The 24,304-nt window shown below is 70.7% G+C and carries 20 protein-coding genes; 15 read left to right on the forward strand and 5 right to left on the reverse strand.

Annotated features, from left to right (window positions below):
- The first annotated feature begins 19 nt into the window (after positions 1-19).
- The 3 genes from ACFVYF_RS36115 to ACFVYF_RS36125 all read left to right on the forward strand — a co-directional run bounded on the left by ACFVYF_RS36115 (position 20) and on the right by ACFVYF_RS36125 (position 3,136).
- A complete protein-coding gene (locus ACFVYF_RS36115; RefSeq protein WP_389462273.1) occupies positions 20-475 on the forward strand; it encodes a PH domain-containing protein in 456 nt (151 codons plus the stop codon).
- Positions 476-710: 235 nt separating this feature from the next.
- A complete protein-coding gene (locus tag ACFVYF_RS36120; protein ID WP_389462274.1) occupies positions 711-2,045 on the forward strand; it encodes a hemolysin family protein in 1,335 nt (444 codons plus the stop codon).
- Positions 2,042-3,136 carry a hemolysin family protein gene (locus ACFVYF_RS36125; protein WP_389462275.1) on the forward strand — a complete coding sequence of 365 codons (1,095 nt, stop codon included), beginning with the start codon at positions 2,042-2,044 and terminating at the stop codon, positions 3,134-3,136. The genes ACFVYF_RS36120 and ACFVYF_RS36125 overlap by 4 nt, the downstream gene beginning before the upstream one ends.
- Before the next feature lie 266 nt (positions 3,137-3,402).
- Here the strand turns inward: ACFVYF_RS36125 and ACFVYF_RS36130 are convergent, their stop codons facing one another.
- Positions 3,403-5,265 carry an AAA family ATPase gene (locus ACFVYF_RS36130; protein ID WP_389462276.1) on the reverse strand — a complete coding sequence of 621 codons (1,863 nt, stop codon included), beginning with the start codon at positions 5,263-5,265 and terminating at the stop codon, positions 3,403-3,405.
- Positions 5,266-5,698: 433 nt separating this feature from the next.
- Positions 5,699-6,352 (reverse strand): uridine kinase, encoded by a 654-nt coding sequence (locus ACFVYF_RS36135; protein ID WP_389462277.1) that lies wholly within the window; start codon positions 6,350-6,352, stop codon positions 5,699-5,701.
- A 273-nt stretch (positions 6,353-6,625) separates the two neighbouring features.
- On the opposite strand from ACFVYF_RS36135, the gene ACFVYF_RS36140 reads away from it, so the two are divergent.
- The 3 genes from ACFVYF_RS36140 to ACFVYF_RS36150 all read left to right on the forward strand — a co-directional run bounded on the left by ACFVYF_RS36140 (position 6,626) and on the right by ACFVYF_RS36150 (position 10,794).
- A complete protein-coding gene (locus tag ACFVYF_RS36140; RefSeq protein ID WP_389462278.1) occupies positions 6,626-7,582 on the forward strand; it encodes a hypothetical protein in 957 nt (318 codons plus the stop codon).
- A gap of 54 nt (positions 7,583-7,636) precedes the next feature.
- Positions 7,637-9,178 carry an amino acid permease gene (locus ACFVYF_RS36145; protein WP_389462279.1) on the forward strand — a complete coding sequence of 514 codons (1,542 nt, stop codon included), beginning with the start codon at positions 7,637-7,639 and terminating at the stop codon, positions 9,176-9,178.
- Between the two features lie 263 nt (positions 9,179-9,441).
- Positions 9,442-10,794 (forward strand): peptidase C39 family protein, encoded by a 1,353-nt coding sequence (locus ACFVYF_RS36150; protein ID WP_389462280.1) that lies wholly within the window; start codon positions 9,442-9,444, stop codon positions 10,792-10,794.
- A 47-nt stretch (positions 10,795-10,841) separates the two neighbouring features.
- Here ACFVYF_RS36150 and ACFVYF_RS36155 read toward each other — a convergent pair whose 3' ends face one another.
- A complete protein-coding gene (locus tag ACFVYF_RS36155) occupies positions 10,842-12,323 on the reverse strand; it encodes a M1 family metallopeptidase (RefSeq protein WP_389462281.1) in 1,482 nt (493 codons plus the stop codon).
- A 248-nt stretch (positions 12,324-12,571) separates the two neighbouring features.
- On the opposite strand from ACFVYF_RS36155, the gene ACFVYF_RS36160 reads away from it, so the two are divergent.
- Positions 12,572-12,718 carry an SCO1431 family membrane protein gene (locus ACFVYF_RS36160; RefSeq protein ID WP_383289274.1) on the forward strand — a complete coding sequence of 49 codons (147 nt, stop codon included), beginning with the start codon at positions 12,572-12,574 and terminating at the stop codon, positions 12,716-12,718.
- 221 nt (positions 12,719-12,939) lie between these two features.
- A complete protein-coding gene (locus ACFVYF_RS36165) occupies positions 12,940-13,599 on the forward strand; it encodes a TetR/AcrR family transcriptional regulator (RefSeq protein ID WP_389462282.1) in 660 nt (219 codons plus the stop codon).
- Between the two features lie 109 nt (positions 13,600-13,708).
- Here the strand turns inward: ACFVYF_RS36165 and ACFVYF_RS36170 are convergent, their stop codons facing one another.
- Positions 13,709-14,974 (reverse strand): glycoside hydrolase family 18 protein, encoded by a 1,266-nt coding sequence (locus ACFVYF_RS36170; RefSeq protein WP_389462283.1) that lies wholly within the window; start codon positions 14,972-14,974, stop codon positions 13,709-13,711.
- 380 nt (positions 14,975-15,354) lie between these two features.
- Here ACFVYF_RS36170 and ACFVYF_RS36175 point away from each other — a divergent pair, with 380 nt between their 5' ends.
- The 3 genes from ACFVYF_RS36175 to ACFVYF_RS36185 all read left to right on the forward strand — a co-directional run bounded on the left by ACFVYF_RS36175 (position 15,355) and on the right by ACFVYF_RS36185 (position 19,292).
- The gene (locus tag ACFVYF_RS36175; protein WP_389462284.1) at positions 15,355-16,551 is read left to right on the forward strand and encodes an acyl-CoA dehydrogenase family protein; all 1,197 of its coding nucleotides are present in this window, start codon (positions 15,355-15,357) and stop codon (positions 16,549-16,551) included.
- Positions 16,552-17,056: 505 nt separating this feature from the next.
- Positions 17,057-18,187, forward strand: coding sequence for a hypothetical protein (locus ACFVYF_RS36180; protein ID WP_389462285.1), 1,131 nt, complete (start codon positions 17,057-17,059; stop codon positions 18,185-18,187).
- Between the two features lie 13 nt (positions 18,188-18,200).
- The gene (locus ACFVYF_RS36185; protein WP_389462286.1) at positions 18,201-19,292 is read left to right on the forward strand and encodes a phosphotransferase family protein; all 1,092 of its coding nucleotides are present in this window, start codon (positions 18,201-18,203) and stop codon (positions 19,290-19,292) included.
- A 1-nt stretch (position 19,293) separates the two neighbouring features.
- Here the strand turns inward: ACFVYF_RS36185 and ACFVYF_RS36190 are convergent, their stop codons facing one another.
- The gene (locus ACFVYF_RS36190; RefSeq protein WP_389462287.1) at positions 19,294-19,731 is read right to left on the reverse strand and encodes a hypothetical protein; all 438 of its coding nucleotides are present in this window, start codon (positions 19,729-19,731) and stop codon (positions 19,294-19,296) included.
- A 266-nt stretch (positions 19,732-19,997) separates the two neighbouring features.
- Between ACFVYF_RS36190 and ACFVYF_RS36195 the strand changes: the two genes are divergently transcribed.
- The 4 genes from ACFVYF_RS36195 (at position 19,998) to fxsA (ending at position 24,149) form a co-directional block, all read left to right on the forward strand.
- Entirely contained in the window at positions 19,998-20,438 is a 441-nt protein-coding gene (locus ACFVYF_RS36195; RefSeq protein ID WP_389462288.1) for an Lrp/AsnC family transcriptional regulator, read from the forward strand.
- A gap of 88 nt (positions 20,439-20,526) precedes the next feature.
- Positions 20,527-22,140: an amidohydrolase gene (locus ACFVYF_RS36200; RefSeq protein ID WP_389462289.1), complete on the forward strand. Its 1,614-nt coding sequence runs from the start codon at positions 20,527-20,529 to the stop codon at positions 22,138-22,140.
- Positions 22,141-22,718: 578 nt separating this feature from the next.
- Positions 22,719-23,510, forward strand: coding sequence for a polyprenol monophosphomannose synthase (locus ACFVYF_RS36205; protein ID WP_389462290.1), 792 nt, complete (start codon positions 22,719-22,721; stop codon positions 23,508-23,510).
- A gap of 72 nt (positions 23,511-23,582) precedes the next feature.
- Entirely contained in the window at positions 23,583-24,149 is a 567-nt protein-coding gene (gene fxsA / locus ACFVYF_RS36210; RefSeq protein WP_389462291.1) for an FxsA family membrane protein, read from the forward strand.
- Positions 24,150-24,304: the final 155 nt, after the last annotated feature.

Here is a 24,304-nt window from a genome sequence, read left to right on the forward strand (position 1 = left end):
CGGGAAGCGCAACGCGATCATGTCGGACCTCCCTGTTCTTCCCGTCACTTTCCGGCCGTCCCGCACGCGGGCCGTCCTGCTGGTGGCGGGCGCCTCGATCTTCGTGGTGATCACCACGGTCGCCATGCTTCTGGAGCAGCTCAGCCCGGGGGAGCGCGCCAGCTTCGTCTTCACCGGAGCGCTGCTCTTCGGCGTGCTGGTCCTGCTCGCCCGGCCCAAGGTCGTCGCCGCCGAGAGCGGGGTCACCGTCGTCAACATCGCCAGCAGCCGGCATCTGGACTGGGCGGAGATCCTCCAGGTCAATCTGCGCCCGGGCGACCCCTGGGTGTTCCTGAACCTCAGCGACGGCACCAGCCTGGCCGCCCTGGGCATCCAGCCGGGCATCGCCAAGCAGCACGCCATCGACGACGCCCGCACACTGCGCGCCCTCGCCGAGTCCCGCTCGATCCACGACCCCGACCAGCGTCAGGGGTAGATCCGAGAGCGGTCTCACAGACATTCGGGGCCGGCTCAGGGGATTCTCCCCTGACGTACAAGCCCGTGTCTTGATTAATCTGGTGACGGACGCGTTTTCGTTGCGCCTCCGCCCCTGCGGCGCCACCCGGTGCTCAGGGGATCCTGCTACCCGAGGAGTGACTCCCTCCAGCGATGGACGGATCGTCCTGTAGTACCTGCGCCGCCCCCTCCCGCCCCATCGAGGCGGCGGCATCATGACCATCCCTCTGCTGCTCCTCGGGGCGGCGTTCCTGCTGATTCTCGCCAACGGCTTCTTCGTCGCGGCCGAGTTCGGCCTCATCACGGTCGAGCGCCCCGACGCCGAGAAGGCCGCGGCCGACGGCGACCGACGGGCCCGTACGGTCGTGAACTCGCTGAAGGAGCTGTCCTTCCAGCTCTCCGGCACCCAGCTCGGCATCACCATCACCTCGCTCGTCGTCGGCATGCTCGCCGAACCGGCGCTCGCCGAGCTGCTGCACGGCCCCTTCACCGCGATCGGTGTCCCCGAAGGCGCCGTCTCCGGTGTCGCCGTGGTCGTTGGCATGCTGCTCGCCTCGGCCGTCCAGATGGTCATCGGCGAGCTCGTGCCCAAGAACTGGGCGGTGTCCCGGCCGTTGCAGGTCGCGCGCTTCGTCGCCGGCCCGCAGCACGCCTTCTCCCGGCTGTTCCGCCCGGTGATCGCCGCGCTGAACACCGTCGCCAACCGGCTGGTCCGCGCCCTGGGCGTCGAGCCCACCGACGAGCTGGCCTCCGCCCGCACCCCCGGCGAACTCGTCTCCCTGGCCCGGCACTCGGCTCAGGCCGGCGCGCTGGAGCAGGACACCGCCGACCTCTTCGTACGCACCCTCTCGCTCGGCGAGCTGACCGCGCAGCACGTCATGACTCCGCGCGTGAAGGTCAGCGCGCTGCAGTCGACGGCCACCGCCGAGGACGTCGTCAACCTCACCCGGGCCACCGGTCTGTCCCGCTTCCCCGTCTACCGGGAGCGGATCGACGAAATCGTCGGCATGGTCCACCTCAAGGACGCCCTCGCGGTGCCCTCGCACGACCGGCTGCGCACCCCCGTCGGCCGGATCGCCCAGGCCCCGCTGCTCGTCCCGGAGACCCTGCCCGTCCAGCCGCTCCTGGAGCAGCTGCGCAACCAGCAGCCGATCGCCGTCGTCGTCGACGAGTACGGCGGTACGGCGGGCGTGGTCACCCTGGAGGACATCGTCGAGGAACTCGTCGGCGAGGTCCGCGACGAGCACGACGCGAAGGACCTGCCCGAGCTCGCGGCCGCGCCGCCCGAGGACGGACGGCTCGCCTGGGACGCCGACGGCAGCTGCCGTGTCGACGTCCTCCAGCGCATAGGCCTCGACGTGCCCGAGGGCCCGTACGAGACCGTGGCCGGACTCGTCGCCGACCTGCTCGGCCGGATCCCGGCGCCCGGCGACAAGGCCGAGCTGCCCGGCTGGCGTCTGTCGGTGCGCCAGGTCGGGCACTACCGCGCCGAGCGCGTCCGGCTGGTCAGGACCGCGGACGTCCCCGCTGCCGCGGAGGCGGTCCGATGACGCTCGTCCAACTCCTCTTCGCCGCCCTGCTCGTCCTCGCCAACGGCTTCTTCGTCGGTGCCGAGTTCGCCCTCGTCTCCGTGCGGCGCAGCCAGATCGAGCCGCTGGGCACCGCCCGTGCCAGGCAGGTGCTGTACGGCCTGGAGCGGCTCCCGCAGATGATGGCGGCCGCCCAGTTCGGCATCACCGTCTGCTCGTTGACCCTCGGCGCGGTCGCCGAACCGACCGTTGCCCACCTCCTGGAGCCGGTCTTCGAGGCGGTCCGGCTGCCGCACGGCATGATCCACCCCCTCGGGTACGTGATCGCGCTGGCCTTCGTGGTCTTCCTGCACCTCGTCATCGGCGAGATGGTGCCGAAGAACCTGGCGATGGCGGCGCCCGAGAAGACCGCGCTCTGGCTGAGCCCGGGGCTGGTCGCCTTCGCGCGTCTGTGCCGGCCGGTCACGGTCGCCCTGGGCGCCTGCGCGCGGGTGATCCTCAAGCTCTTCCGCGTCGAGCCCAAGGACGAGGTCGAGGCGGTCTTCACCAGCGAGCAGCTCAACCGGCTGGTCGAGGACTCCGGCCAGGCCGGGCTCCTGGAGCCGGCCGAACAGGAGCGGCTGGAGGACGCGCTGGAGCTGGGCTCCCGCCCGGTCACGGACGTCCTCCTCGCCTCCGCCTCCCTGGTCACGGTAGGCGCCTCGGTCACCCCGGGCCAGGTCGTCGCCCTCACCGCCCGCACCGGCTACTCCCGCTTCCCCGTGGTCGCGGAGAACGGCGCCTTCATGGGCTATCTGCACGTCAAGGACGTACTCGACCTCGAGGAGTCCGAGCGGGCGGTGCCGCAGCAGATCTGGCGCCATATGACCACCCTGCGGGCCGAACTCCCGCTGGACGACGCCCTGACCGTGATGCGCCGCGCCGCGACCCACCTCGCCCAGGTCGCCGACGCCTCGGGCAAGGTACTCGGCCTGGTCGCCCTGGAAGACGTCCTGGAGCTCCTCGTCGGCGAGGTCCGCGACCCGGCCCACCGCGACGCGGCCCGGCCCGCAACGGTCTCGGAGCCCCGCATCAGCGAGGCAGCCGAACCGGAGGAGGCCCTGGCGAGCTGAGAAGTCTTTGCCCGGCCGGGCTGAGCACTCCTCACTCCGGCCGGGCTGAGCACTTGCCACTCCGGCCGGGGGAGCTTTTCAGCCCGTCCGGGTATCTCTTCAGGCCCGGCCCGGGGGACCTTTTCACTCCGGCCGGGGAGAGATTCTCAGCCCGTCCGGCGCTTGAGGACGAGGCCGTTCAGGCCGGTACGGGGGGCTGGGGGCGGAGCCCCCAGGGACGGACGGGACGGAAGCGAACCGTCCGGAGACCGGACGCCGGACGACGTTCACACGCCCGAAGGGCCCCGCGGTCCCCGCCCGGACAGCACCTCCCCGTACGCCTGCATCAGATCGGGCAGCCGGAGGGTCGCCAGATCATCGCGCGACGGCGTACCGGGATACCCCGTGAGCCGCAGATCCCGGTACGCGCAGCTCTTCTCGTACAGGGTGCGCAGAAAGCGCCCGTTGCCCAGTTCGTCGATCCACCCCTGGTCGACGACATGGCCGCTGATGGAGCGCAGCTCGTCGACCGCTTCCTCGTCCCAGACGTCACCGTTCTCCGCGGCCAGCACCTCGCCTATGGCGGTCAGTTCGAGCGGGCGGTACGAGGGGAAGTCGACGCGGGTCGTGAAGCGGGAGGAGAGCCCCGGGTTGGCGGCGAGCAGCCGGTCCATGCCCTCCGGATAGCCCGCGAGGATCACGACCAGGTGATCGCGGTTGTCCTCGGCCCGCTTCAGCAGCACCTGAAGTGCCTCGTCGCCGTACGCGTCGCCCTTGCCGTAGCCGGAGTTGGACAGCGAGTACGCCTCGTCCACGAACAGGACGCCGCCGATCGCCGAGTCGATCAGCTCATTGGCCTTGACCGCCGTCTGGCCCAGGTACTCGCCCACCAGGTCGGCGCGCTGGGCCTCCACCAGATGGTCGCCGCCGAGCAGTCCGAGGGCGTAGAACACCCGGCCCAGGATGCGGGCCACGGTCGTCTTGCCGGTGCCCGAGGGACCGGAGAAGACGAAATGGCGCTTCGGCGGCTGCACGGGCAGCCCCTGTCCGGCCCGCAGCCGTGACATGTTCAACTGCGCCGACAGCGCCTTGACCTGGCGCTTGACGGGTTCGAGACCGACCATCCCCTCCAGCTCCGAGAGTGCCTCCTCAAGGAGGGCGGGATCGGTCGGGCCGGCCGGCGGCGGCTGCACCGGCACCACGGCCTTCTCCCGTACCGAGTCAGTCCCGGGCGGCAGTGCGCCGGGCGGCGGCAGCTCGGGGTTCGAGAGCTTCAGCTCCCGTCCCTCACCGCCGAAGAGGGCGTCCACGCCGTCCGGCCCCTCCATGACGTCCTGGCCGACCCCGGCGAGGGTGATCGCCGCGAGGTCGGCGGCCTCGTCGTACCCGTCGCCCTCGGAGATCGCGGCCAGCCGGGCGGAGGTGTCCATGAACGCCGGGTCGACCCTGTGCACCGCCCGGTACAGCGGCAGGGCCGCCGCGGACCGTCCCGTGCCCTCGTGCGCCCGCGCCAGCCAGTACCGCAGCTCCTTGCGCTGCGGCTGCTCGCTGCGGCAGCGCATGAGCGCGGACGACAGCAGCGGTTCGGCGTGCCCGAACATCTCCAGCCGTACCCGGGCCATACCGCCGAAGAGTCCGGCCTCGATGCCCAGCATGGGATCGTCGGTCAGTGGATCCGTGTGCCGGACCAACTGCTCCCAGTCCTTGACCAGATAGGCGCGGCAGGCGTGCAGGAAACGCACCTGCGGGTCGGTGTCCACCGGCGGCAGACCTGCCAACGCCCGGTCCAGTTCCGGGACATGGCGCCCGTCCAGCCAGTGCGAGGCGTGCGCGAGCAGCAGATCGCGCGGACTCTCCAGCACCGGCTGCACCCACCAGCCCAGCCAGTACCAGGAGTTGAGGGTGCGCCGATGGCGGGAGCGCTGTTCGCCGAAGCGGTCCCGGTGCCGGAACATCCGCAGCAGCGCGGTGGTCGTGTCCACCCGCAGCGCATGCAGTCCGAGCCAGCCGTCGGCCATTCCGGGATCCATGCGGACCGCGGCCCGGAACTCCTCCTCCGCCTGCGGATAGGCGCCCATCGTGTAGGCATCCACACCTCGCAGCCAGGCGAGGTCGGCCGGGGCCTCGGGGCCCTGCGTGCCGAAGTCCATCACGTCCCCCACAAACCGTGCCCCCGATGGGTATGCCGCCGGGCCGGTGCCCGCGGCAGCCTTCGTCGAACCGCTGTGCAGCGGACGGGAGTTGTACCGGTGCGCAGAGCAGCCGTCCGAAGGTCGCACCGAGGGGCATCGTACCTGCGGGGGAGGGGCGGACCGTAGGGTGCGTACACCCCGTTCCACGAGGTGGGAGCAGACGGGGCGCATTCGGAATTGGTTACCCAGGGTGAGCGATCGACGGCTCAAAGCGTCCAGGATGTGGGCTCAGGACAGAACGAAGCCCCCGATCACGGGGGAACAACCGGGGGCTTCGCGTCTCTGGGCGGCTCCGAATGGCCGCACATTCAGAACGTAAGACCTGTACGGCCCCTCGGTCAAGCCGAGTTGGGACACTGAGGCAACTTCTCGGACAGGGGTCTTCACGAGTTCAGCACACTGCGGACGGTCCGTCACCCTGGGTGAGCGCGCGGCCAGGTCCTGAGGTCTCAGAAGGCCCCGGCAGTACCTCGTACCCCTCCGGAAACTGCCGCACCAATGCGTCGGCGAAGGGTCGTGAAGGGTCTTCGGCGAAATGCCTGCGCTCCGCGGGGACCCATCCGTCCCAGAACTCGCCCAGCGCCGCACCGTCCCGCCCTCGCCCACGCGTCCAGGCCTCATCGCGCGGCAACTCCATCCACAGCAGCCCCGCCAGCCACGGCCGCAACACGCGCCGGCCCGCGCCGACGCCCTCCATCAGGATCACGGGGGCCGGCGGGAGGGCCCGGGTCGGCCCGAAGCGCCGGGCGTTCCAGTCGTACGGGAAATAGCGCGCCGTTTCTCCGTGGCGCAGCGGCTCGATCACCTCGCGCAGCAGCCGGCCGGTCCACGCGAAGAGTTCCTCGTGGCTGGCGATGTCGTCGAGGTGCAGCACCGGCGCACCGCCGAGTTCCGCCGCCAGGTGCCCGGCGAAGGTGGTCTTTCCCGAGCCCGCGTGACCGTCGACGCCGATCAGGCGGACGGGGCCGCAGGAGGGCGGCAGGCGGTGCAGGCAACGCGCGAGGTCGTGGATGGCGGTTCCCGGAGTGCGAGGAGATGTCTGCATATTCGTTTCGCACATTCTACAGCGGTTGATACCGGGTGAATCCGGGGGAAGCGGGTGGCGCCGAATTGAACGGCTGGTCAGTTGGTGGCATTCAGGTCCGCCAAAAGCAGGGATCCCGGAATCAGGCATTTCGGAAGCGGCGTTCCGGTTCTGCTTGATGCTGAGTAGTGTTTGCGTTGCTGTCCGTGTGGGGCCGGGAAAGCCCTTGACCGAAATTCAACGCGGACGGCATGGGCACGGCGTGCGGTGACGCACGGGGATGGACAGGGGAGCATGGCCGCGGGGCTATTCGAAGGGCAGTATGTGTGGCATCCGGCGGCAGACGACCGCAGGCTTGCGAGCGTATGCGTGGATGTGCGGGCCGGCCGCTATCTGAGTGCACACGAAGCGCTGGCGGAGACGCGCGACGATTTCGGACTGCGGGCCCACCGCTCCCTGGTGCTGGCCTCCGAGGCGGCCGACTCCGATCTGGCGGAACGCTGGCTGGAGGAGGAGCCCGGCCCCGAGGCCGCGCTGGTGTGGGCCCGGGTGGCCGTGCTGCGGGCGTTGCGCGCGGCGGACGGCAAGGACGACCGGGCCGAGGCGCTGGAGCGGATCGCGCTGGCCGCCTGTGACCGGGCCTCGGCGATGGCCCCGTACGACCCCACGCCCTGGGTGGCCAAGCTGGCCATGGCCCGGCTGCACCAGATCCGCGAGGCCGCGCCCCAGGGCCTGCTCACCGCGCCGCCGGGGCCGTGGCAGCTGTTCTCGCACATCCTGCGGCTCGACCCCTGGCACCGCGAGGGCCATCACCGCTTCCTGGCGTTCTTCTTCACGCGCTACGGCGGTTCGGTGAACGCGGCCTGGGACGTCGCCGCCTTCCTCAGCCAGCGCGCGCCCGCCTCGTCCCCGCTGCGGCTGCTGCCGCTGGTCGCCCTCGTCGAGAGCTACGACCCCTCCCAGCTGCTGGCCGACCGCGTCTGGGAGCAGCCCCAGTGGCGCTCCACGGCGCTCGCGATCTACCAGAACTGGCTTCCCCACGTGGCGGGATACCGGTTCACCCCCGTGATCGACCTCGCGTATCTGGCGCACGCCCTGTTCATGGCCCAGCGCGAGTTCGAGGCGCGGGCGGTCTTCATGGCCATGGGCCCCTACGCCTCACGCATGCCCTGGAGCGTGTTCGGCGCCCCCGAGGAGCAGTTGTCGCGGGCCCGGCGGTCCTGTGGCCTGCCCGTGCCCGGGGCAGCCTGAATCGCCCACCTTCCAGTCCACCGGTACATCCCACCCCCCGAGAAAGGTCCGGCTGTGTCAGAACGGATAACGTCCCCGCGTACGAGAGAGCGCGGGGGTGAGGCGCCCGTCGAGCTCGACGACGACGCCACACTCCATGCGATGGGATATCCGCGAAAGCTCACGCGTCGATTCCAGGCGTTCGACAATTTCGCGATCTCATTCACCATCATCAACATCGTCTCCGGTATTTTCTCGTCCTTCGGATTCGGAATGAACGCGGGCGGTCCGCGCATTCTGGTTTTCGGCTGGATCGGCGTCTCGGTGATGGTGCTGTTCATTGGCGCCGCCATGGCGGAAGTCGCCTCCGCCTATCCCACGAGTGGAGCGCTTTATTTCTCCGCCGGAAAGCTGGCCAAGCGGCACAAGGGTGCCTGGTCCTGGTACACGGGCTGGCTGAATTTCGTGGGCCAGGTCGGCGGCACGGCGGCCACCGGCTACGCGGCCGCGACCTTCATCCAGGCCTTCATCGCCCTGCAGTGGCACTCGTACCAGCCGACCGCCCATCAGACCGTCCTGATCACGGCGGTGATCATCGCGCTCCAGGGATTGGCCAATACCTACACGGTGCAGCTCGTCGCGCTCCTCAACCGAATCTCGGTGTGGTGGCTGATCGTGGGGCTCGTCGTGATCGTGAGCACACTGATCGTGATGCCCGACGATCATCAGTCGGCGTCGTTCGTCACGCATTTCGTGAACAACACCGGTTTCACCAACGGGCTTTACGGAGGCATGCTCGGTCTGCTGGTCACCAGTTGGACGTTCACGGGCTTCGACGGCAGCTTCCACATGTCCGAGGAAACGGTCCGGGCCACGGTCAACGCACCGAAGGGGATCACGCGCGCGATCGGCTATTCGGCGATCACCGGTCTGATCCTCATGCTCGCGCTTGTATACAGCATTCACGATTATGATCGCGTGGCGGGCTCTTCGGCGCCGCCGGTGCAGATTCTCATCGACGGGCTTGGCATGGGCACCGCAAAGGCGATCCTGCTGATCGTGATCGGGTCCATGCTCTTCTGCGGTCTGGCCAACCTGACCAGCAACACCCGGCAGATCTTCGCCTTCTCCCGGGACGGCGCGATGCCCGGCTCCCGCTGGTGGCACTCGGTCTCCCCGCGCACCCGTACGCCCGTCAAGGCGGTCTGGCTCGCGGTCGGCTGCTCGGTCGCCCTGGTGGTGCCGGGCTGGTGGTCCCACACCGCGTTCACGGCGATCGTCAGTGTCAACGTGGTCGGGCTGTTCCTCGCCTACGCCGTGCCGATCTTCCTGCGGCTGCGGCTCGGTGACGAGTTCCAGCCCGGGCCCTGGCACCTGGGCCGCTGGAGCAAGCCCATCGGCATCCTCGCCGTGACCTGGATCCTGCTCAGCAGCGTGCTGTTCATGCTGCCCCAGGCCTCGCCGATCACCGTCGACACGTTCAACTACGCGTCGATCGCCCTGGCCGTGGTGCTGGTCATCGCCACCGTCTGGTGGTTCGCCACCGCGCGCCGCCGCTTCCAGGGGCCCGTCAGCTACGGCCGCCCCGACGAGGTCGCCGCGATGGACCTCATCTGAGAGACCGCCTCCGGCCCCGGCGCACGGCACTGCCGCGCGCCGGGGCCGAGGCATGTCGTGGACGGGACGCGCGCCGCCGCTGTCCGCGGTGGACCGGAAGCGCGCTGGTTCCGGGATCCCCAGGTCATGCCAGTGGTCCCGACCAATATTGGTGGGCGCGGCGGCGGCCGAAGTGCTGGCAGAAGTCGGCTTCCGGCATCCATAGTTGGGCCACTGCCGTCCTTCCGAACCGCCCCTCCCGGCCAACTGGGGGTCACCCACCCATGACCAGAGCTTCCGAACCGTCCCGCAGAACCGTCCTCGCCGCGGCCGTCGCCGCGGCGGCCGCGGGGTCCGTGGGACCGGCGGCCGCCGCCACCCCGACGCGCTCGGTGAAAGCCCCGAACGGCCTCGTGGACAACCGCGCCTGGACCTCGTACACCGACTGGCGCGGTGGCACCGCGAAGGGCACCCGGGCCGTGGCGGGTGCCCGCCCGGGCCTGGTGCTCGCCACCCCGGCCGGCACCACGGACTACACCGACCCGCACACCAAAAAGACCGCCACCTGGGAGTACGCGACCTGGACGGCTCCGGTGCACCGGCTCACCGTGCCCGCCACCGAGGTCATCGCCTCCTGGAACGCGCACACCCCGGCCGGCACCTGGATCCAGGTCGAGCTGACCGGCACCTACTCCGACGGCACGGCCACGCCCTGGTACGTGATGGGCCGCTGGGCCGCCGGTGACCAGGACATCAAGCGGACCTCGGTCGACGACCAGAGCGACGGCAAGAGCAGCATCTGGACGGACACCTTCTCCATCGACGCCCCGGCCTCCGGCCTGCGCCTGGCCTCCTACCGGCTGCGGCTGACGCTGTACCGCACCCCTGGCACCCGGCTGACGCCCACCGTGTGGCGGCTCGGCGCGATGGGCTCCGATGTCCCGGACCGCTTCACCGTCCCGGCCTCCACGCCCGGGCTCGCCCAGGAGTTGCAGGTGCCGCGCTACTCGCAGGAGATCCACGCCGGCCAGTACCCGGAGTACGACGGCGGCGGCGAAGCGTGGTGCAGCCCCACCTCCTCGCAGATGATCATCGAGTTCTGGAGCCGCAGACCGACCGCGGAGCAACTGGCCTGGGTGGACCCGGCCTACGCGGACCCCCAGGTGTGCCACGCGGCCCGCTACACGTTCGACTACCAGTACGACGGCTGCGGCAACTGGCCCTTCAACGCCGCCTACGCGGCGACGTACCGGGATCTCCAGGGCGTGGTGACCCGCCTCGGCTCGCTCACCGACCTGGAGACGCTGATCGCCGCCGGCATCCCCGCCATAACGTCCCAGTCGTTCCTCAAGTCGGAGCTGACGGGGGCCGGTTACGGCACGGCAGGCCATCTGATGACCGTCATCGGCTTCACCGCCGACGGCGATGTGATCGCCAACGATCCGGCGTCGCCGGACGACAGCGCCGTGCGCCGCGTCTACAAGCGGCGCGAGTGGGAGAACGTCTGGCTGCGCACCAAGCGGTACAACGCCTCGGGGAAGGTCGTCTCCGGCACCGGCGGCGTCTGTTACCTGTACTTCCCGGCGCAGCCGTCGTCGCAGCAGCGCAAGGCGCTCGCGGCGGTGGGCATCCGCTAGACCGAGCGGCCTCCCCCCGTATGAAAAGGGGGAGGCCGTTCGGTCGTTCAGCTCTGGACCGGGGTCACGACCCAGTCCGGGTGATTCGGCATCGGCGGGGTCTTCGCGCCGTACAGCCACGGGTGCAGGAAGCCGTCGAGGTCCTGGCCCGCGACCTTCGAGGCCAGGTTGACGTAGTCCTGAGTGCTCGCGGTCTTTCCGTTGTACTGGGCGATCCAGGCCCGCTCGATCTTTCCGAACGTCTCCTGGCCGACCTTCTCCCGCAGCGCGTACAGGACGAGCGTCGAACCGTCGTACCGCATGCGCTTGAACAGGTTCGGCTCGGTGGGCTCGGCCGGGGCGCCGTAGTCGTGGCGCCACTGGTCGTGGGCCGCGTACGCGGTCTTCATGGTCTCCTCGAAGCTCACGCCGCCGTGCGACTCCGAGTACAGCCGCTCGTAGTACCGGGCGTGACCCTCACTGAGCCACAGGTCGGACCACGTCTTGATGCCGACGCTGTCGCCGGTCCACTGGTGGGTGAGCTCGTGCACCAGGTTCCGCTCGGCGCTGACCTGGTCGCCGAGCAGGTCGGCCTTCGGGATCAGCGAGATCGTGTTCGTCTCCAGGGCGACGCCCAGGTCGGTGTCGCCGACGAGCAGGCCGTAGCGGTTGAAGGGGTAGGGGCCGAGCCGCTCCTCCAGCCAGGCGATGTGGTCGGCGGTGAGCTTGCGGTACTGCTCGGTCGGCGCCACCAGGTCGTCCGGGACCACGTCGCGGATCGGCAGCCCGTGCGGGCCGGTGCTGTCCACGAAGGTGAACTTGCCGATCGCCAGCTGGGCCAGCTGGGTCGCCAGCGGCTGCTCGGAGTCGTACGTCCACTTCACGCGTCCGTCGGACTGCTCGACGCGGTCGGTGAGCTTGCCGTTGGCGACCGCCTTCAGGCCCGCCGGGGTCGTGATGTGGAAGGTGATCGGCGCGCGCTGGCTCGGGTGGTCGTTGGACGGGAAGATCAGCTTCGCGCCGTTGGGCTGCGGATACAGGACCGTGCCGTCCGGCGTGGGGATCCAGCCGTAGTCCTCGATGGCGTCGTCGCGGTGGCGTATCTGGGTCGGGTCGGCGGTGTAGGTGACCTTGACCGTGAAGGGTTTGCCCTGTGCCAGCGGCTTGCCGGGGGTGACGACGAGCTCGTCGCCGTCGCGCTCGGCCCTGGCCGCCTTTCCGTCCACGGTGACCGTGTGCAGGGTGTTGCCCGCGAAGTCCAGGTTGAAGCGGGACAGCGCCTGGGTCGTGGTCGCCTTGATCGTCGTGGACGCCTCGAAGGGCGTCCTCGGCGCCTGCCAGTCGAAGTCGAGGGTGTAGCGGCTCACCTTGTAGCCGCCGTTGCCGTCGAGCGGGAAGATCGGATCGCCGAGGCCTGCCGCCCCGGGGGACGCGGCGTCGGAGGATGCGGAGGCGGCTTGCGAGACCGGACCCGTCAACGCGGCGGTGACGGTGATCGCCGCCGCCAGAGCGAGGCGGGCTCTGCGGCGAGGCGTCCGGAACGTGCTCATCAGAGGCCTTTCGGTTGACTGACCACGGGCGGGTGCGGGTGGTGTGACCACTGTCATGTGAGGAGACGCACAGGTCGCGCACATCGTTGTGGATTCCCGGTCCATTCGAAGAGGGTCGAAGTGTCCGGTGGATACGGCGTGACCAAGCTCTCTCCCGCGGCGGCCCGATCCGGTGGCAAGGTGGTCGGGTCGGTGGGGAGCCGACGGCAGCCGGGGGACCGACCGCACCACTACGTCAGCGAGATGCCATGACCGCGACCTCCGCCACCGCTGCCCGTGTCCGTGCCCGTACGGGCGGCCCCAAGGACGACGGGCCGAAGATCCTGGAGCACGCCCTGGGCTGGACCCTCGTCGTGGTCCTGGCGATGCTGGTCACCCAGCTCGGCCTGCTCTGACAGCTCGGCCTGCTCTGAACCGAGCCGCTCCGCCGCCGGACGAGCACACGAGCGCCGCCATGCGGTCGGGCTGTCACCGGCGGCCCGCCGCCCCGCCCTGCGTGCGCTGACGCGGAAGTGCCCCGGCGTACGCCCGAGTTGCCGATCGAGTCGAACAGCCCGGTTACTCAGGTCTGCCATACTGCGAACGTCCCGTTGGCAGTTGGAGACCAGGGCCGAAATTGAATAATAGTCAACAGCGCGGCCTCGATCGCCCCCGGGCGCGCGGCACCGGCCGCTCAGTGGCGCGCCGCGCCGAACTCATCTCCGTTGGACGGAAGTTGTTCGCCGACACGTCGTACGACGCGTTGTCGATGGACGACATCGCCAAGCAGGCGCAGGTCGCCAAGGGTCTGATCTACTACTACTTCCAGTCCAAGCGCGGCTACTACCTGGCCATCGTCGAGGACTCGGTGGCCGAACTGGTCTCCCGGGCGGCCGGTGGCCTCCAGCTGCCGCCCGCCGACCGGGTGCACCGCACCATCGAGGGCTATCTCCGCTACGCCGAACACCATCAGGCCGCCTACCGCACGATCATCAGCGGCGGTGTCGGCTTCGACGCCGAGGTGCACGCCATACGCGACGGCGTGCGCGAGGCCATCATCGCGACGATCGCCGAGGGGGCGTACGGGCGGCGCAAGGTCGACCCGCTGCCGCGGACGGCGCTGCTCGGCTGGCTCTGCAGTGTCGAGGGGGCGACCCTCGACTGGATCGACCGGCAGGAGCTGAGCCGCGACGCGATGCGTGAACTGCTGGTGCGGATGCTCGGCGGCACCCTGCGCGCCATCGAGGAGCTCGACCCCTCGTACGTGGCCCCCGCGCCCGCCCGTCGGGACGAATGACGCGGGGGGTTCACCGAGGGGCCTGAAGCGGGGCGGGCCCGTCGGGCAGGGGACATGAACAAGGGGCGGAGGCCGCCGGCCCCCCGCCCCAAGTGCCGTACCGAATCGGCTAGTTGATCGACTTGATCAGCTCGCCGTTCGAAGTGTCACCGCTCAGTTCCCAGAAGAAGGTGCCGCCCAGGCCCTGCGCGTTCTTGTAGCTCATCTTCCCCGCGATGGTCGACGGGGTGTCGTAGCTCCACCAGTTGGTGCCGCACTTCGCGTACGCCGTGCCGCCGACCGTGCCGGTCGCCGGGCACTTCGTCTTCAGCACCTTGTAGTCGTCGATGCCCGCCTCGTACGTTCCCGTCGCGGGACCGGTGGCCGTGCCGCCGGGTGCCGCCTGGGTGACGCCGGTCCAGCCGCGTCCGTAGAAGCCGATGCCGAGCAGCAGCTTCGAGGCCGGGATGCCGAGGCCCTTGAGCTTCGCGATGGTCGCCGAGGTGTAGTAGTTCGCCTTCGGGATCCCCGTGTACGAGTTGAGCGGCGAGTGCGGAGCCGTGGGCCCGGTCGTGTCCCAGGCGCCGAAGAAGTCGTACGTCATCGGGTTGTACCAGTCGACGTACTGCGCCGCGCCGGCGTAGTTGGCCGCGTCGATCTTGCCGCCGGTGGTGGCGTCGGCCGTGATCGCCGAGGTGACGAGGTTGCTGGTGCCGAACTTGGCACGCAGCGCCGCCAGCAGGTTCTTGTAGGCGTCCCTGCCGCTGGTGTCACAGGTGGCGCCGCAGGCGTTGGGGTACTCCCAGTCGATGTCGATGCCGTCGAAGACATCCGCCCACTTGGAGTTCTCCACCAGGTCATAGCAGGACTGGGCGAACGCGGCCGGGTTCTTGGCCGCCTCCCCGAAGCCGCTCGACCAGGTCCAGCCGCCGAAGGACCAGAGGACCTTCAGACCCGGGTGCTTCTTCTTCAGCTCGCGCAGCTGGTTGAAGTTGCCGCGCAGCGGCTGGTCCCAGGTGTCGGCGACGCCGTCCACGGACTCGGCCGCGGTGTAGGTGCGGTCGGTCGCCGCGTAGGCGTCACCCATCGCGCACTTGCCGCCGGTGACGTTGCCGAAGGCGTAGTTGATGTGGGTCAGCTTGGCACCCGAACCGGACGTCTCGATGTTCTTGACGTAGTACTTGCGGTCGTAGGTGCCCCATTCGGTGAAGTAACCGACGACCTTGGAGCCGGCCGCGGCCGCGGTGGTCTCCGAAGCGGCCGTGGCCGCCGTGGTGCCGGACTCCCTGGCGGTGGCGGTGCCCGCGCCGGCGAGCAGCCCGGCGCCGAGGACGGCACAACACGCGGCGGACAGAAGCGTCCGGAAGCGGACGCGAGAGCGGAGCGGTCTGAACATCGTGTCTCCTCGTGGGGAAGAGGGGAACGTGTGAGGGCCTTGCTGCTGGACCTGCTGGTGAGCGCCTGAGCCACTGCGGGGACGCCAGGTCCCGGATCCCTGCCGCTGTTTGGCATGAACGCGGTGAGGCGTTGCAGGAACAGTAGGAGGACTAGACCAGTGCGTCAATGGTTCGGACCAATTTCCCTTTCTTTTAGTAAGCGGTCGTTAACTGGTGACTCGGTGCCTCCGATCGGGCATACTCACAGCGCCACAGCCGCTGATCTGCAGCTTCCGCGACCCGGAGGGGCAGCATCGGCTGGGCACTGTGAGACCCGGCGGGGCCGCCCCATCCCAGGTGTGTGTTCGCCGATGTGCCCGACAGGGAGGAGAGCGTCGCCATGCCCGACCGCGCCCCGCAGCCGGTGGACCGTCAACTGCCCACGGACGAGGCCCGGGATCTGATCTCGCTCGTCCGCGACATCGCGCAGCGCGAGATCGCACCGAAGGCCGCCGAGGAGGAGGACGCCGGGCGTTTCCCGCGCGAGATCTTCGGCCTGCTCTCGGAATCGGGCCTCCTCGGCCTGCCCTACGACTCGGAGTACGGCGGCGGCGACCAGCCGTACGAGGTCTATCTCCAGGTCCTAGAAGAGCTCGCAGCGGCCCGGCTGACCGTCGGCCTCGGCGTCAGCGTGCACACCCTCGCCTGTCACGCGCTCGCGAACTACGGCACCAAGCAGCAGCAGGTCGAGCATCTGCCCGCCATGCTCGGCGGCGGCCTCCTCGGCGCCTACTGCCTCTCCGAACCGTCCTCAGGCTCGGATGCCGCCTCGCTGCGGACCAAGGCCGTGCGGGAGGCGGGAGGCACCGCCCCCGAGGCCGGCGGAGACTGGTCGATCACCGGCACCAAGGCCTGGATCACGCATGGTGGCGTCGCCGACTTCTACACGGTGCTCGCCCGCAGCGGCGGCGAGGGTGCCCGCGGCATCACGGCCTTCCTGGTCCCCGGTGACGCCGAAGGACTCAGCGCCGCGTTGCCGGAGAAGAAGATGGGCATGAAGGGCTCGCCCACCGCCCAGGTCCACTTCGACGGCGTCCGCGTCTGTGACGACCGGCGCATCGGCGACGAGGGCCAGGGCTTCGCGATCGCCCTCTCGGCACTCGACTCCGGGCGCCTAGGCATCGCGGCCTGCGCGATCGGCGTGGCCCAGGCGGCACTGAACGAGGCGGTCGCGTACGCCACCGGCCGGGAGCAGTTCGGGCGGCCCATCTCCCACTTCCAGGGCCTGCGCTTCATGCTCGCCGACATGGCCACGCAGATCGAGGCGGGCCGGGCGCTGTATCTGGCCGCCGCCCGGCTCCGGGACGCCGGCCGGCCGTTCGCCAAGCAGGCCGCCATGGCCAAGCTGCTGTGCACGGACGCCGCGATGAAGGTCACCACGGACGCCGTGCAGGTGCTCGGAGGCTATGGCTACACCGCGGAATTCCCGGTCGAGCGCTATATGCGGGAGGCCAAGGTGCTCCAGATCGTCGAGGGCACCAATCAGATCCAGCGGATGGTCATCGCACGTCACCTCGCGGGTCCGGACTCACGCTGAACGGGTCGGAACCCACGCGGCTCACGCCGAAGGGATCCGGGCTCACCCCGAACGGGTCCCGCCCGACGCCGAACTGACCGAGCCCGGCCGGGGGCGCCGCCAGCCGGACCCACTCGGGGTCGTGCCGCCCGGGCAGCGTACGGCCGCGATCGGCCCAGGTCCGCATCATGGCGCGGTAGATGGGCGGGTCCTGGTACTGCGGAGGCCCCGGGGAAACCGATTCTGCCGGGGGCGGGACATAGACGCGGCGGCGACGCCCGGTGGCCGAGAAAGTGGGGGTCATACCAGGGCAACGCCCGCGCCCGGCGCCAGGTCACCCACCCGTGCAATCGGGCGTCTGTTCACTCCGAGCCCGTACGGGGGGCGCGCCCAGCGTGCGCGCCGGCCGCCGCCCGGGGCACTCGCTCTGGTCCCTTGCCGTCATCTGACGTACCGTCAACTCCGCCGTCGGGGGCCCGCGCCTCTCCCGGTGAGGTCAACTGCCGTGCGTTCAGGGAGGCTTGCCGTGCCCGACGACCGCCCCGTAGCTCTCGACGAGTACCCCATCCATCAGGTGCCCCTGTCCATGAAGCACCTCGCGACGGGGGACCGGAACGCCTACGACCGCTGCATCTTCCATGTCTTCGACCACCAGGGCCGGGCGCTGCTGATCCTGGGCCTCGGGGTGTATCCGAACGTCGGTGTGATCGACGCGTACGCGACGCTGCGGCAGGGCGACACCCTGTACGCGGTCCGGGCGTCGGACGCCCTGCGTGACGACACCCGGATGGAGCTGGCCGTCGGCCCGCTCCGGATCCAGGTCGAACGCCCGCTGAAGGACTTCGTCCTGACCTGCGCGGCCGATCCCGGTGACCCGGACGGACTGTCGTACGAGATCAACTGGTCGGCGGACTTCCCCGCCCTGTGGGAACCGCACCACCTCCAGCGGCGCGGCGACCGGCTCACCCTGGAGGGCAGGCGCTTCGTGCAGGCGGGCGGCTGCGACGGCTGGATCCGGGCCGGCGGCGAGGAACTGCGCCTGTCGGCGGGGGAGTGGACCGGCACCCGGGACCGCAGCTGGGGTGTGCGCCCGCTGCCGGGGGAGGACGGCGGCCGGTCGGCCGACGAGCACCCCACGCAGGGGTTCCACTGGATCTGGTCGCCCGTCCGCTTCGAGGACCGCTTCCTGATGATCGTCACCCAGGAGGACGCGGACGGCTACCGCTCCCTGAACGACGCGACGCTGGTACGCCCCGGTGAGCGCGACCTCCAACTCGGCTGGCCCCGAACGGACATCACTTACCGCCCGGGGACCCGGCACCCCGAGTCCGCCGTCGTCCACCTCGCCCATCCGCTGGACGGCAAGCCCCTGGAGCTGGGCGTGGAGGTGCTCACCTCCTCCCCGCTCGCCGTCGGCGCCGGCTATCCGCCCGCCGACGACTGGCAGCACGGCAGCTGGCGCGGCCGCGACTGGACCGACCGCCGCAGCTACGACCTCTCCGACCCGGCCGGTCATCCCCTCGCCGCGTACGGGGTGACCGATCACGCGGCCCGCTTCACGCTGGACGGCCGGACCGGTCACGGGATCTTCGAACACGGCTCGTTCGGCCGCCACGACCCGAGCGGGTTCACCGGATTCGACTCGGTCGCGCCCTGAGAGGAGCCACCGGATGACCTCGGCACCCCGTCCCCGTACGAGCACCCGTGACCCGCGGGAGATCGCCCACCGGCTGACCGCCTGGCTCGCCACGCGCCTGCCCGGCGCCGAGGCCGTCGAGGTGACGGTCCCCGCGGCGAACGGCATGTCCAGCGAGACCCTCCTCTTCGACATCGACCACCCCGAACCTCCCTTCCGTGCCTGCGCGTTGCGCCTCGCGGCGGATCCGGCCGCGTACACCGTCTTCCCGGTCTACGACCTGCCCCGGCAGTACGGCACGATGCGCCGGGTCGCCGAGCGCACCGACGTGCCCGTCCCGCGGGTGCTGTGGCTGGAGGAGGACCCCGGACCGCTCGGGGCGCCGTTCTTCGTCATGGAGCGGGTCGACGGCCGCGTACCGCCCGACGTCATGCCCTATACGTACGAGGGCAATTGGCTGCACGCGGCGAGCGACGAGGAGCGAACGCGGCTGGAGACGGCGTCGATCGGGCTGCTCGCGCGACTGCACGACCAGCTCGACGTGCGTGGCGACGCGTTCTTCCGGCAGTGGGGACCGGGCGGTCTGCGCGACCACGTCGAGTCCCAACGCGCCTACTACCAATGGGTGGTTGACGGGGTGTCACGCTCTCCGCTCATCGAGAGCGCCTTCGAACGGCTCGAGGAGCTGTGGCCGCGGGACACCGGCGAGTCCGTGCTCACCTGGGGCGACGCGCGCATCGGAAACATCATCTACGACGGCTTCGAACCGGCGGCCGTCCTTGACTGGGAGATGGCGGCCCTCGCCCCGCGCGAGGTCGACCTCGGCTGGATGATCTATCTGCACCGCTTCTTCCAGGACCTCACCCTGCGCCTCGGACAGCCCGGCCTGCCGGACTTCCTGCGCCGCGACACGGTCGAGCGGCGCTACGCCCGACTCACCGGCCACACGCCCCGGCACATGGACTTCTACATCCTGTACGCGGCCCTGCGGCAGGCCATCGTGATGCTGCGCGTCGCCTACCGCCAGGTGCACTTCGGCGAGGTCGCCGTCCCGGCGGATCCGGACACGCTGATCCTGCACCACGACAGCCTGCGAGCCATGGTGCAGGGCAGCTACGGGGATTGACTCAGGCGGCGTGACGCCGCATGTCCGGGACGCGCATGGGACGCGAGCCCGGTCCGCCGACGTGCGAGAACGGCTGCGTACGCCAGTTCAGCCCCTGGGGGAGCGTCAGCAGAAGGGCCGTGTCCTGCTCCTGGGGCTCCACGGACTCGTCGGCGGGCCGGGCGTCTGCCGCGCCCCGCCCCGTGCCGGCACAGACCGTGAGCCCGAAGGGGTTCCACGGGGAGGCGCACAGCGCGTGCTCGGGCAGGACCTCCTCGTCCGCCAGGAGCGCGATGGGCTGCGCGCAGTCCGGGCAGATCACCCGGTACATCTCGAAGGTGTCGTACGCGTCGAACTCCTCGTCGTCGAGAGCGTCCGGTTCGACACCCTCCGGCTCGGGCTCGGCGATCAGCTGCTGCCTCTTGGGCGTCGTACGACCAGGGCGCTTGAGACTCTGCATGGGACTCCCCCTCAGGTGGGCCGACAAGGCACTGCGACCTCGACCACAGCAAGCACTTCCCGTCCGGTCTCTGCGGTAATCACGAGACCATCACGGACCCCGCCGGAACACTGTGGCGTTCGTCACATGCCGTCCGCAGGTGCCCCGGCCCGGCGGATTTGTCCCCCGAACGGCTCAGGGACCGCTCTCGCGCACATCACGAACCGGGTATGACCTGGGCCGCTGAGGTATCCGGGGGGATCAAGGGCCCTGTAGGTTCTTGCGCCATGGAGGAGCTGGATCGACAGATCGTGCAGCTGCTCGTCGAGGACGGGCGGATGAGCTACACCGACCTGGGCAAGGCCACGGGCCTGTCCACGTCGGCCGTGCACCAGCGAGTGCGCCGGCTGGAGCAGCGCGGTGTCATCCGTGGCTACGCGGCGGTCGTCGATCCCGAGTCCGTCGGGCTGCCCCTGACCGCCTTCATCTCGGTGAAACCGTTCGACCCCAGCTCGCCCGACGACATCGCGGAACGGCTCGCCGGCGTCCCCGAGATCGAGGCGTGCCACAGCGTCGCGGGCGACGAGAACTACATCCTCAAGGTGCGGGTCTCCACCCCGCACGAACTGGAGGAGCTCCTCGCCCGGCTGCGCTCGCTCGCAGGCGTCTCGACGCGTACCACCGTGGTGCTCTCCACCCCGTACGAGGCACGGCCCCCGCGAATCTGAGCCCTGCGCGTACTCCGCGCCGGCGACCGCCGCCTTTTCACGGCCCCCGCGCGCGAGGAGGCCCATCTCAGGCGCGAGACTGTTCCCCATGAGTGAGAGCGCCGCCCCGTCGGACACCGTGCTGCTGCGCGGTGGAGAAGTCCACAGTCCCGCCGATCCCTTCGCGACCGCGATGGTCGTGGAACGCGGGCACGTCGCCTGGGTCGGCTCCGAAGGCGCGGCCGACGCCTTCGCGAGCGGGGTCGACGAGGTCGTGGACCTCGAAGGCGCGCTCGTCACCCCGGCGTTCACGGACGCCCACGTGCACACCACGTCCACCGGACTCGCGCTCACCGGCCTCGACCTGTCGGACGCCCCCTCCCTGGAGGCGGCCCTCGCGCTCGTACGCGACTTCGCCGCCGCCCGCCCCGCCGCCCGCGTCCTGCTCGGGCACGGCTGGGACGCGGCCCGCTGGCCCGGCGGACGCCCCCCGACACGCGCCGAACTCGACGAGGCCACCGGCGGCCGGCCGCTGTACCTCTCCCGGATCGACGTCCACTCGGCCGTCGTCACCACGGCCCTGCTCGACCTGGTGCCCGGCATCACCGGCCGTGCCGGGTACGTGGACGGCCCGCTGACCCGCGACGCCCACCACGCCGTACGGGCCGCCGCCCTCGGGGCCGTCACCGCCGGGCAGCGGACCGAGGCCCAGCGCGCCGCGCTCGCACACGCCGCCTCACTGGGCATCGGCTCGGTGCACGAGTGCGCGGGCCCGGAGATCTCCTCCGAGGACGACTTCACCGGGCTGCTGCGCCTCGCCGCCGAGGAGACGGGCCCCCGGGTCGTGGGCTACTGGGCCGAGCAGGACATCGAGAAGGTACGGGCCCTGGGCGCGATCGGCGCGGCGGGCGACCTCTTCGTCGACGGCGCCCTCGGCTCCCACACGGCCTGTCTGCACGAGCCGTACGCCGACGCCGGCCACACCGGCACCGCCTACCTGGACGCCGACGCCGTCGCCGCGCATGTCGTCGCGTGCACCGAGGCGGGACTCCAGGCGGGCTTCCACGCCATCGGGGACGCCGCGGTGACCTCCGTGGTCGAGGGCGTCCGCGCCGCCGCCGAGAAGACCGGCCCGGCCCGCGTCCGCGCCGCCCGCCACCGCGTCGAGCACGCCGAGATGCTCACCCCCGAGACCATCGCCGCCTTCGCCGAACTCGGTCTCACCGCCTCGGTGCAGCCCGCCTTCGACGCGCTGTGGGGTGGCGCGGACGGCATGTACGCCCAGCGCCTGGGCGCCGAACGGGCCCGCGCCCTCAATCCGTTCGCGGCCCTGCTGCGCTCCGGCGTCCCGCTCGCCCTCGGCTCCGACAGCCCCGTCACCCCGCTCGACCCGTGGGGCACTGTCCGTGCCGCCGCCTTCCACCGCACCCCCGAGCACCGGGTGTCCGTACGCGCCGCGTTCACGGCGCATACGCGCGGCGGATGGCGCGCGATCGGACGGGACGACGCGGGTGTCCTGGTGCCGGGCGCCCCGGCGGACTACGCCGTGTGGCGCACCGCGGAGCTGGTCGTCCAGGCCCCCGACGACCGCGTCGCCCGCTGGTCCACGGACCCCCGCTCCGGCACACCCGGGCTGCCCGACCTGACGCCGGGTCATGACCTCCCCGTCTGCCTGCGCACCGTCGTGGGCGGCCGGACGGTATTCGTACGGCCGGAGGAGTGATGTCCCGGGGTGGCGCGCTGCCGATCATGGTGTGCCGCCGCGGGGCGCGACCTGCGCATCCTCGGCACTGACCAGGCAGTTGAGGGAAAACCCACAGCTCACACGGCTGTTGACAGCCGACGGCTGAGGACGGGTAGGTTCTGCCGGGTCCACCACCGGACGTCCGACCGGGGAACTTCCGCGCCGTCGCCGAAGCGCCGCTGGGTCAGGGGTGGTGTGCCGCACCGGCGCACCACCACTGGGAGCCAGGCCCAGCGCCCGCGCCACGGGGCGAGGGAACGTTCCGGCCGGATCGGTCCCTCCCCGCTCCCCACAGAGCGTGGGGGAAGGTGTGACCCGGGTGGGGCCCGGACGCTCAGTAGACAACGGCTTTCGGTCGGCCCGCAGCCAGCGGGTCCCTGGTCGGCCCGAAGGGCGCCGGGCCCCGATCCGCAGCCCACTCACGGCCGGCTGTGGACCGGCGCGCCCTCTTACCCGACTCTTGGGGAATCGACACCCCGCACACGTACGCGCCGACGCGGCAACGCAGGCTGTGGCCACTATGGTGGTCCCCTGCGTACGGACTTGAAGGGGCAGTAGTGAACGACGGCGACGGGACCCTCGCGGCAGAAGTCCAGGGTAGGCAGTTCGGCCCCCTCGGCACGGCCTTGGTGATCATCCCGACCTACAACGAGGCGGAGAACATCAAGAAGATCGTCGCCCGGGTGCGGTCCGCCGTACCCGAAGCGCATGTTCTCGTGGCCGACGACAACAGCCCCGACGGTACGGGCAAGCTCGCCGACGAGCTGGCCGTGGAGGACGATCACGTCCAGGTGCTGCACCGCAAGGGCAAGGAAGGCCTGGGCGCCGCCTATCTGGCGGGCTTCCGCTGGGGCCTGGAGCACGGCTACGGCGTCCTGATCGAGATGGACGCCGACGGCTCGCACCAGCCCGAGGAACTGCCCCGGCTGCTGACCGCGCTCAAGGGCGCCGACCTGGTGCTCGGCTCCCGCTGGGTACCCGGCGGCCGGGTCGTGAACTGGCCCAAGTCCCGCGAGTTCATCTCCCGCGGCGGCAGCATGTACTCGCGCGTCCTGCTCGATGTGCCGATCCGGGACGTCACCGGCGGCTACCGCGCCTTCCGCGCCGAGACCCTCGAGGGCCTCGGCCTCGGCGAGGTCGCCTCCCAGGGCTACTGCTTCCAGGTCGACCTGGCCCGGCGCGCCGTCAAGGCGGGCTATCACGTCGTCGAGGTGCCCATCACCTTCGTCGAGCGGGAGCTCGGCGACTCCAAGATGAGCCGCGACATCCTTGTGGAGGCCCTGTGGCGGGTCACCACCTGGGGCGTGGGCGAGCGCGTCGGCCGGGTCCTGGGGCGCAAGACCACCTGACCGGCCGCATCCCCGGGCGTTGTTGATCATTCCCTTATCTCGCGCTGAGCCGCTCCCAGGCACACTGGGAGCATGACGACTGGCGCTTCGACTCCCACCTACCCCGCGCGGCCGCGGCGCTCCCGGCTGCGGACTTTCCTGCCGCTGGGCGTTGCCGCCTGGCTGGTGCTGGAGATCTGGCTGCTGACCGTGGTCGCGGGCGTGGCGGGCGGTGGGACGGTGTTCCTGCTGATCGTCGCCGGTTTCGTGCTGGGCGCGGTCGTGATCAAGCGGGCCGGACGCCGGGCCTTCCGCAATCTGAGCGAGACGCTGCAACAGCAGCAGAGCGGCGTGGCGCCCGCTGACGGTCCGAGCGGCGGAAACGGCCCGATGATGCTCGGCGGGCTCCTGCTGATGCTTCCTGGGCTGATCTCGGACGCCCTGGGCCTCCTCCTGCTGATCCCTCCGGTGCAGAAGGCGCTCAGCGCCCGCACCGAGCGGGCCATCGACCGCAGGATGCGCGCGGCAGCCCCGGGCACCCTGGGCGACGCCTTCCAGCAGGCCCGGATGCACCGCCCCGACGGACGGGTGGTCCAGGGAGAGGTCATCAGGGACGACGCGCCGCGGAATCCGGGCCCCCGTCCGCCGCTGAACGGCTGAGGGCGTTCGCCGCCGGCCACCCGGTCGGCGGCACCGGCCCCCAGCGGGCGGCTGGACGCCACGAGCTGCGGGGGCGGTTGGACCCCGCAGGCGCACGCATGCATGTACGACCGCACGCACGCATACGACCGCGGGCGCCCTACAGAGACGTAGGG

It is taken from the genome of Streptomyces sp. NPDC058274 (assembly GCF_042881375.1).
GTDB lineage: Bacteria > Actinomycetota > Actinomycetes > Streptomycetales > Streptomycetaceae > Streptomyces.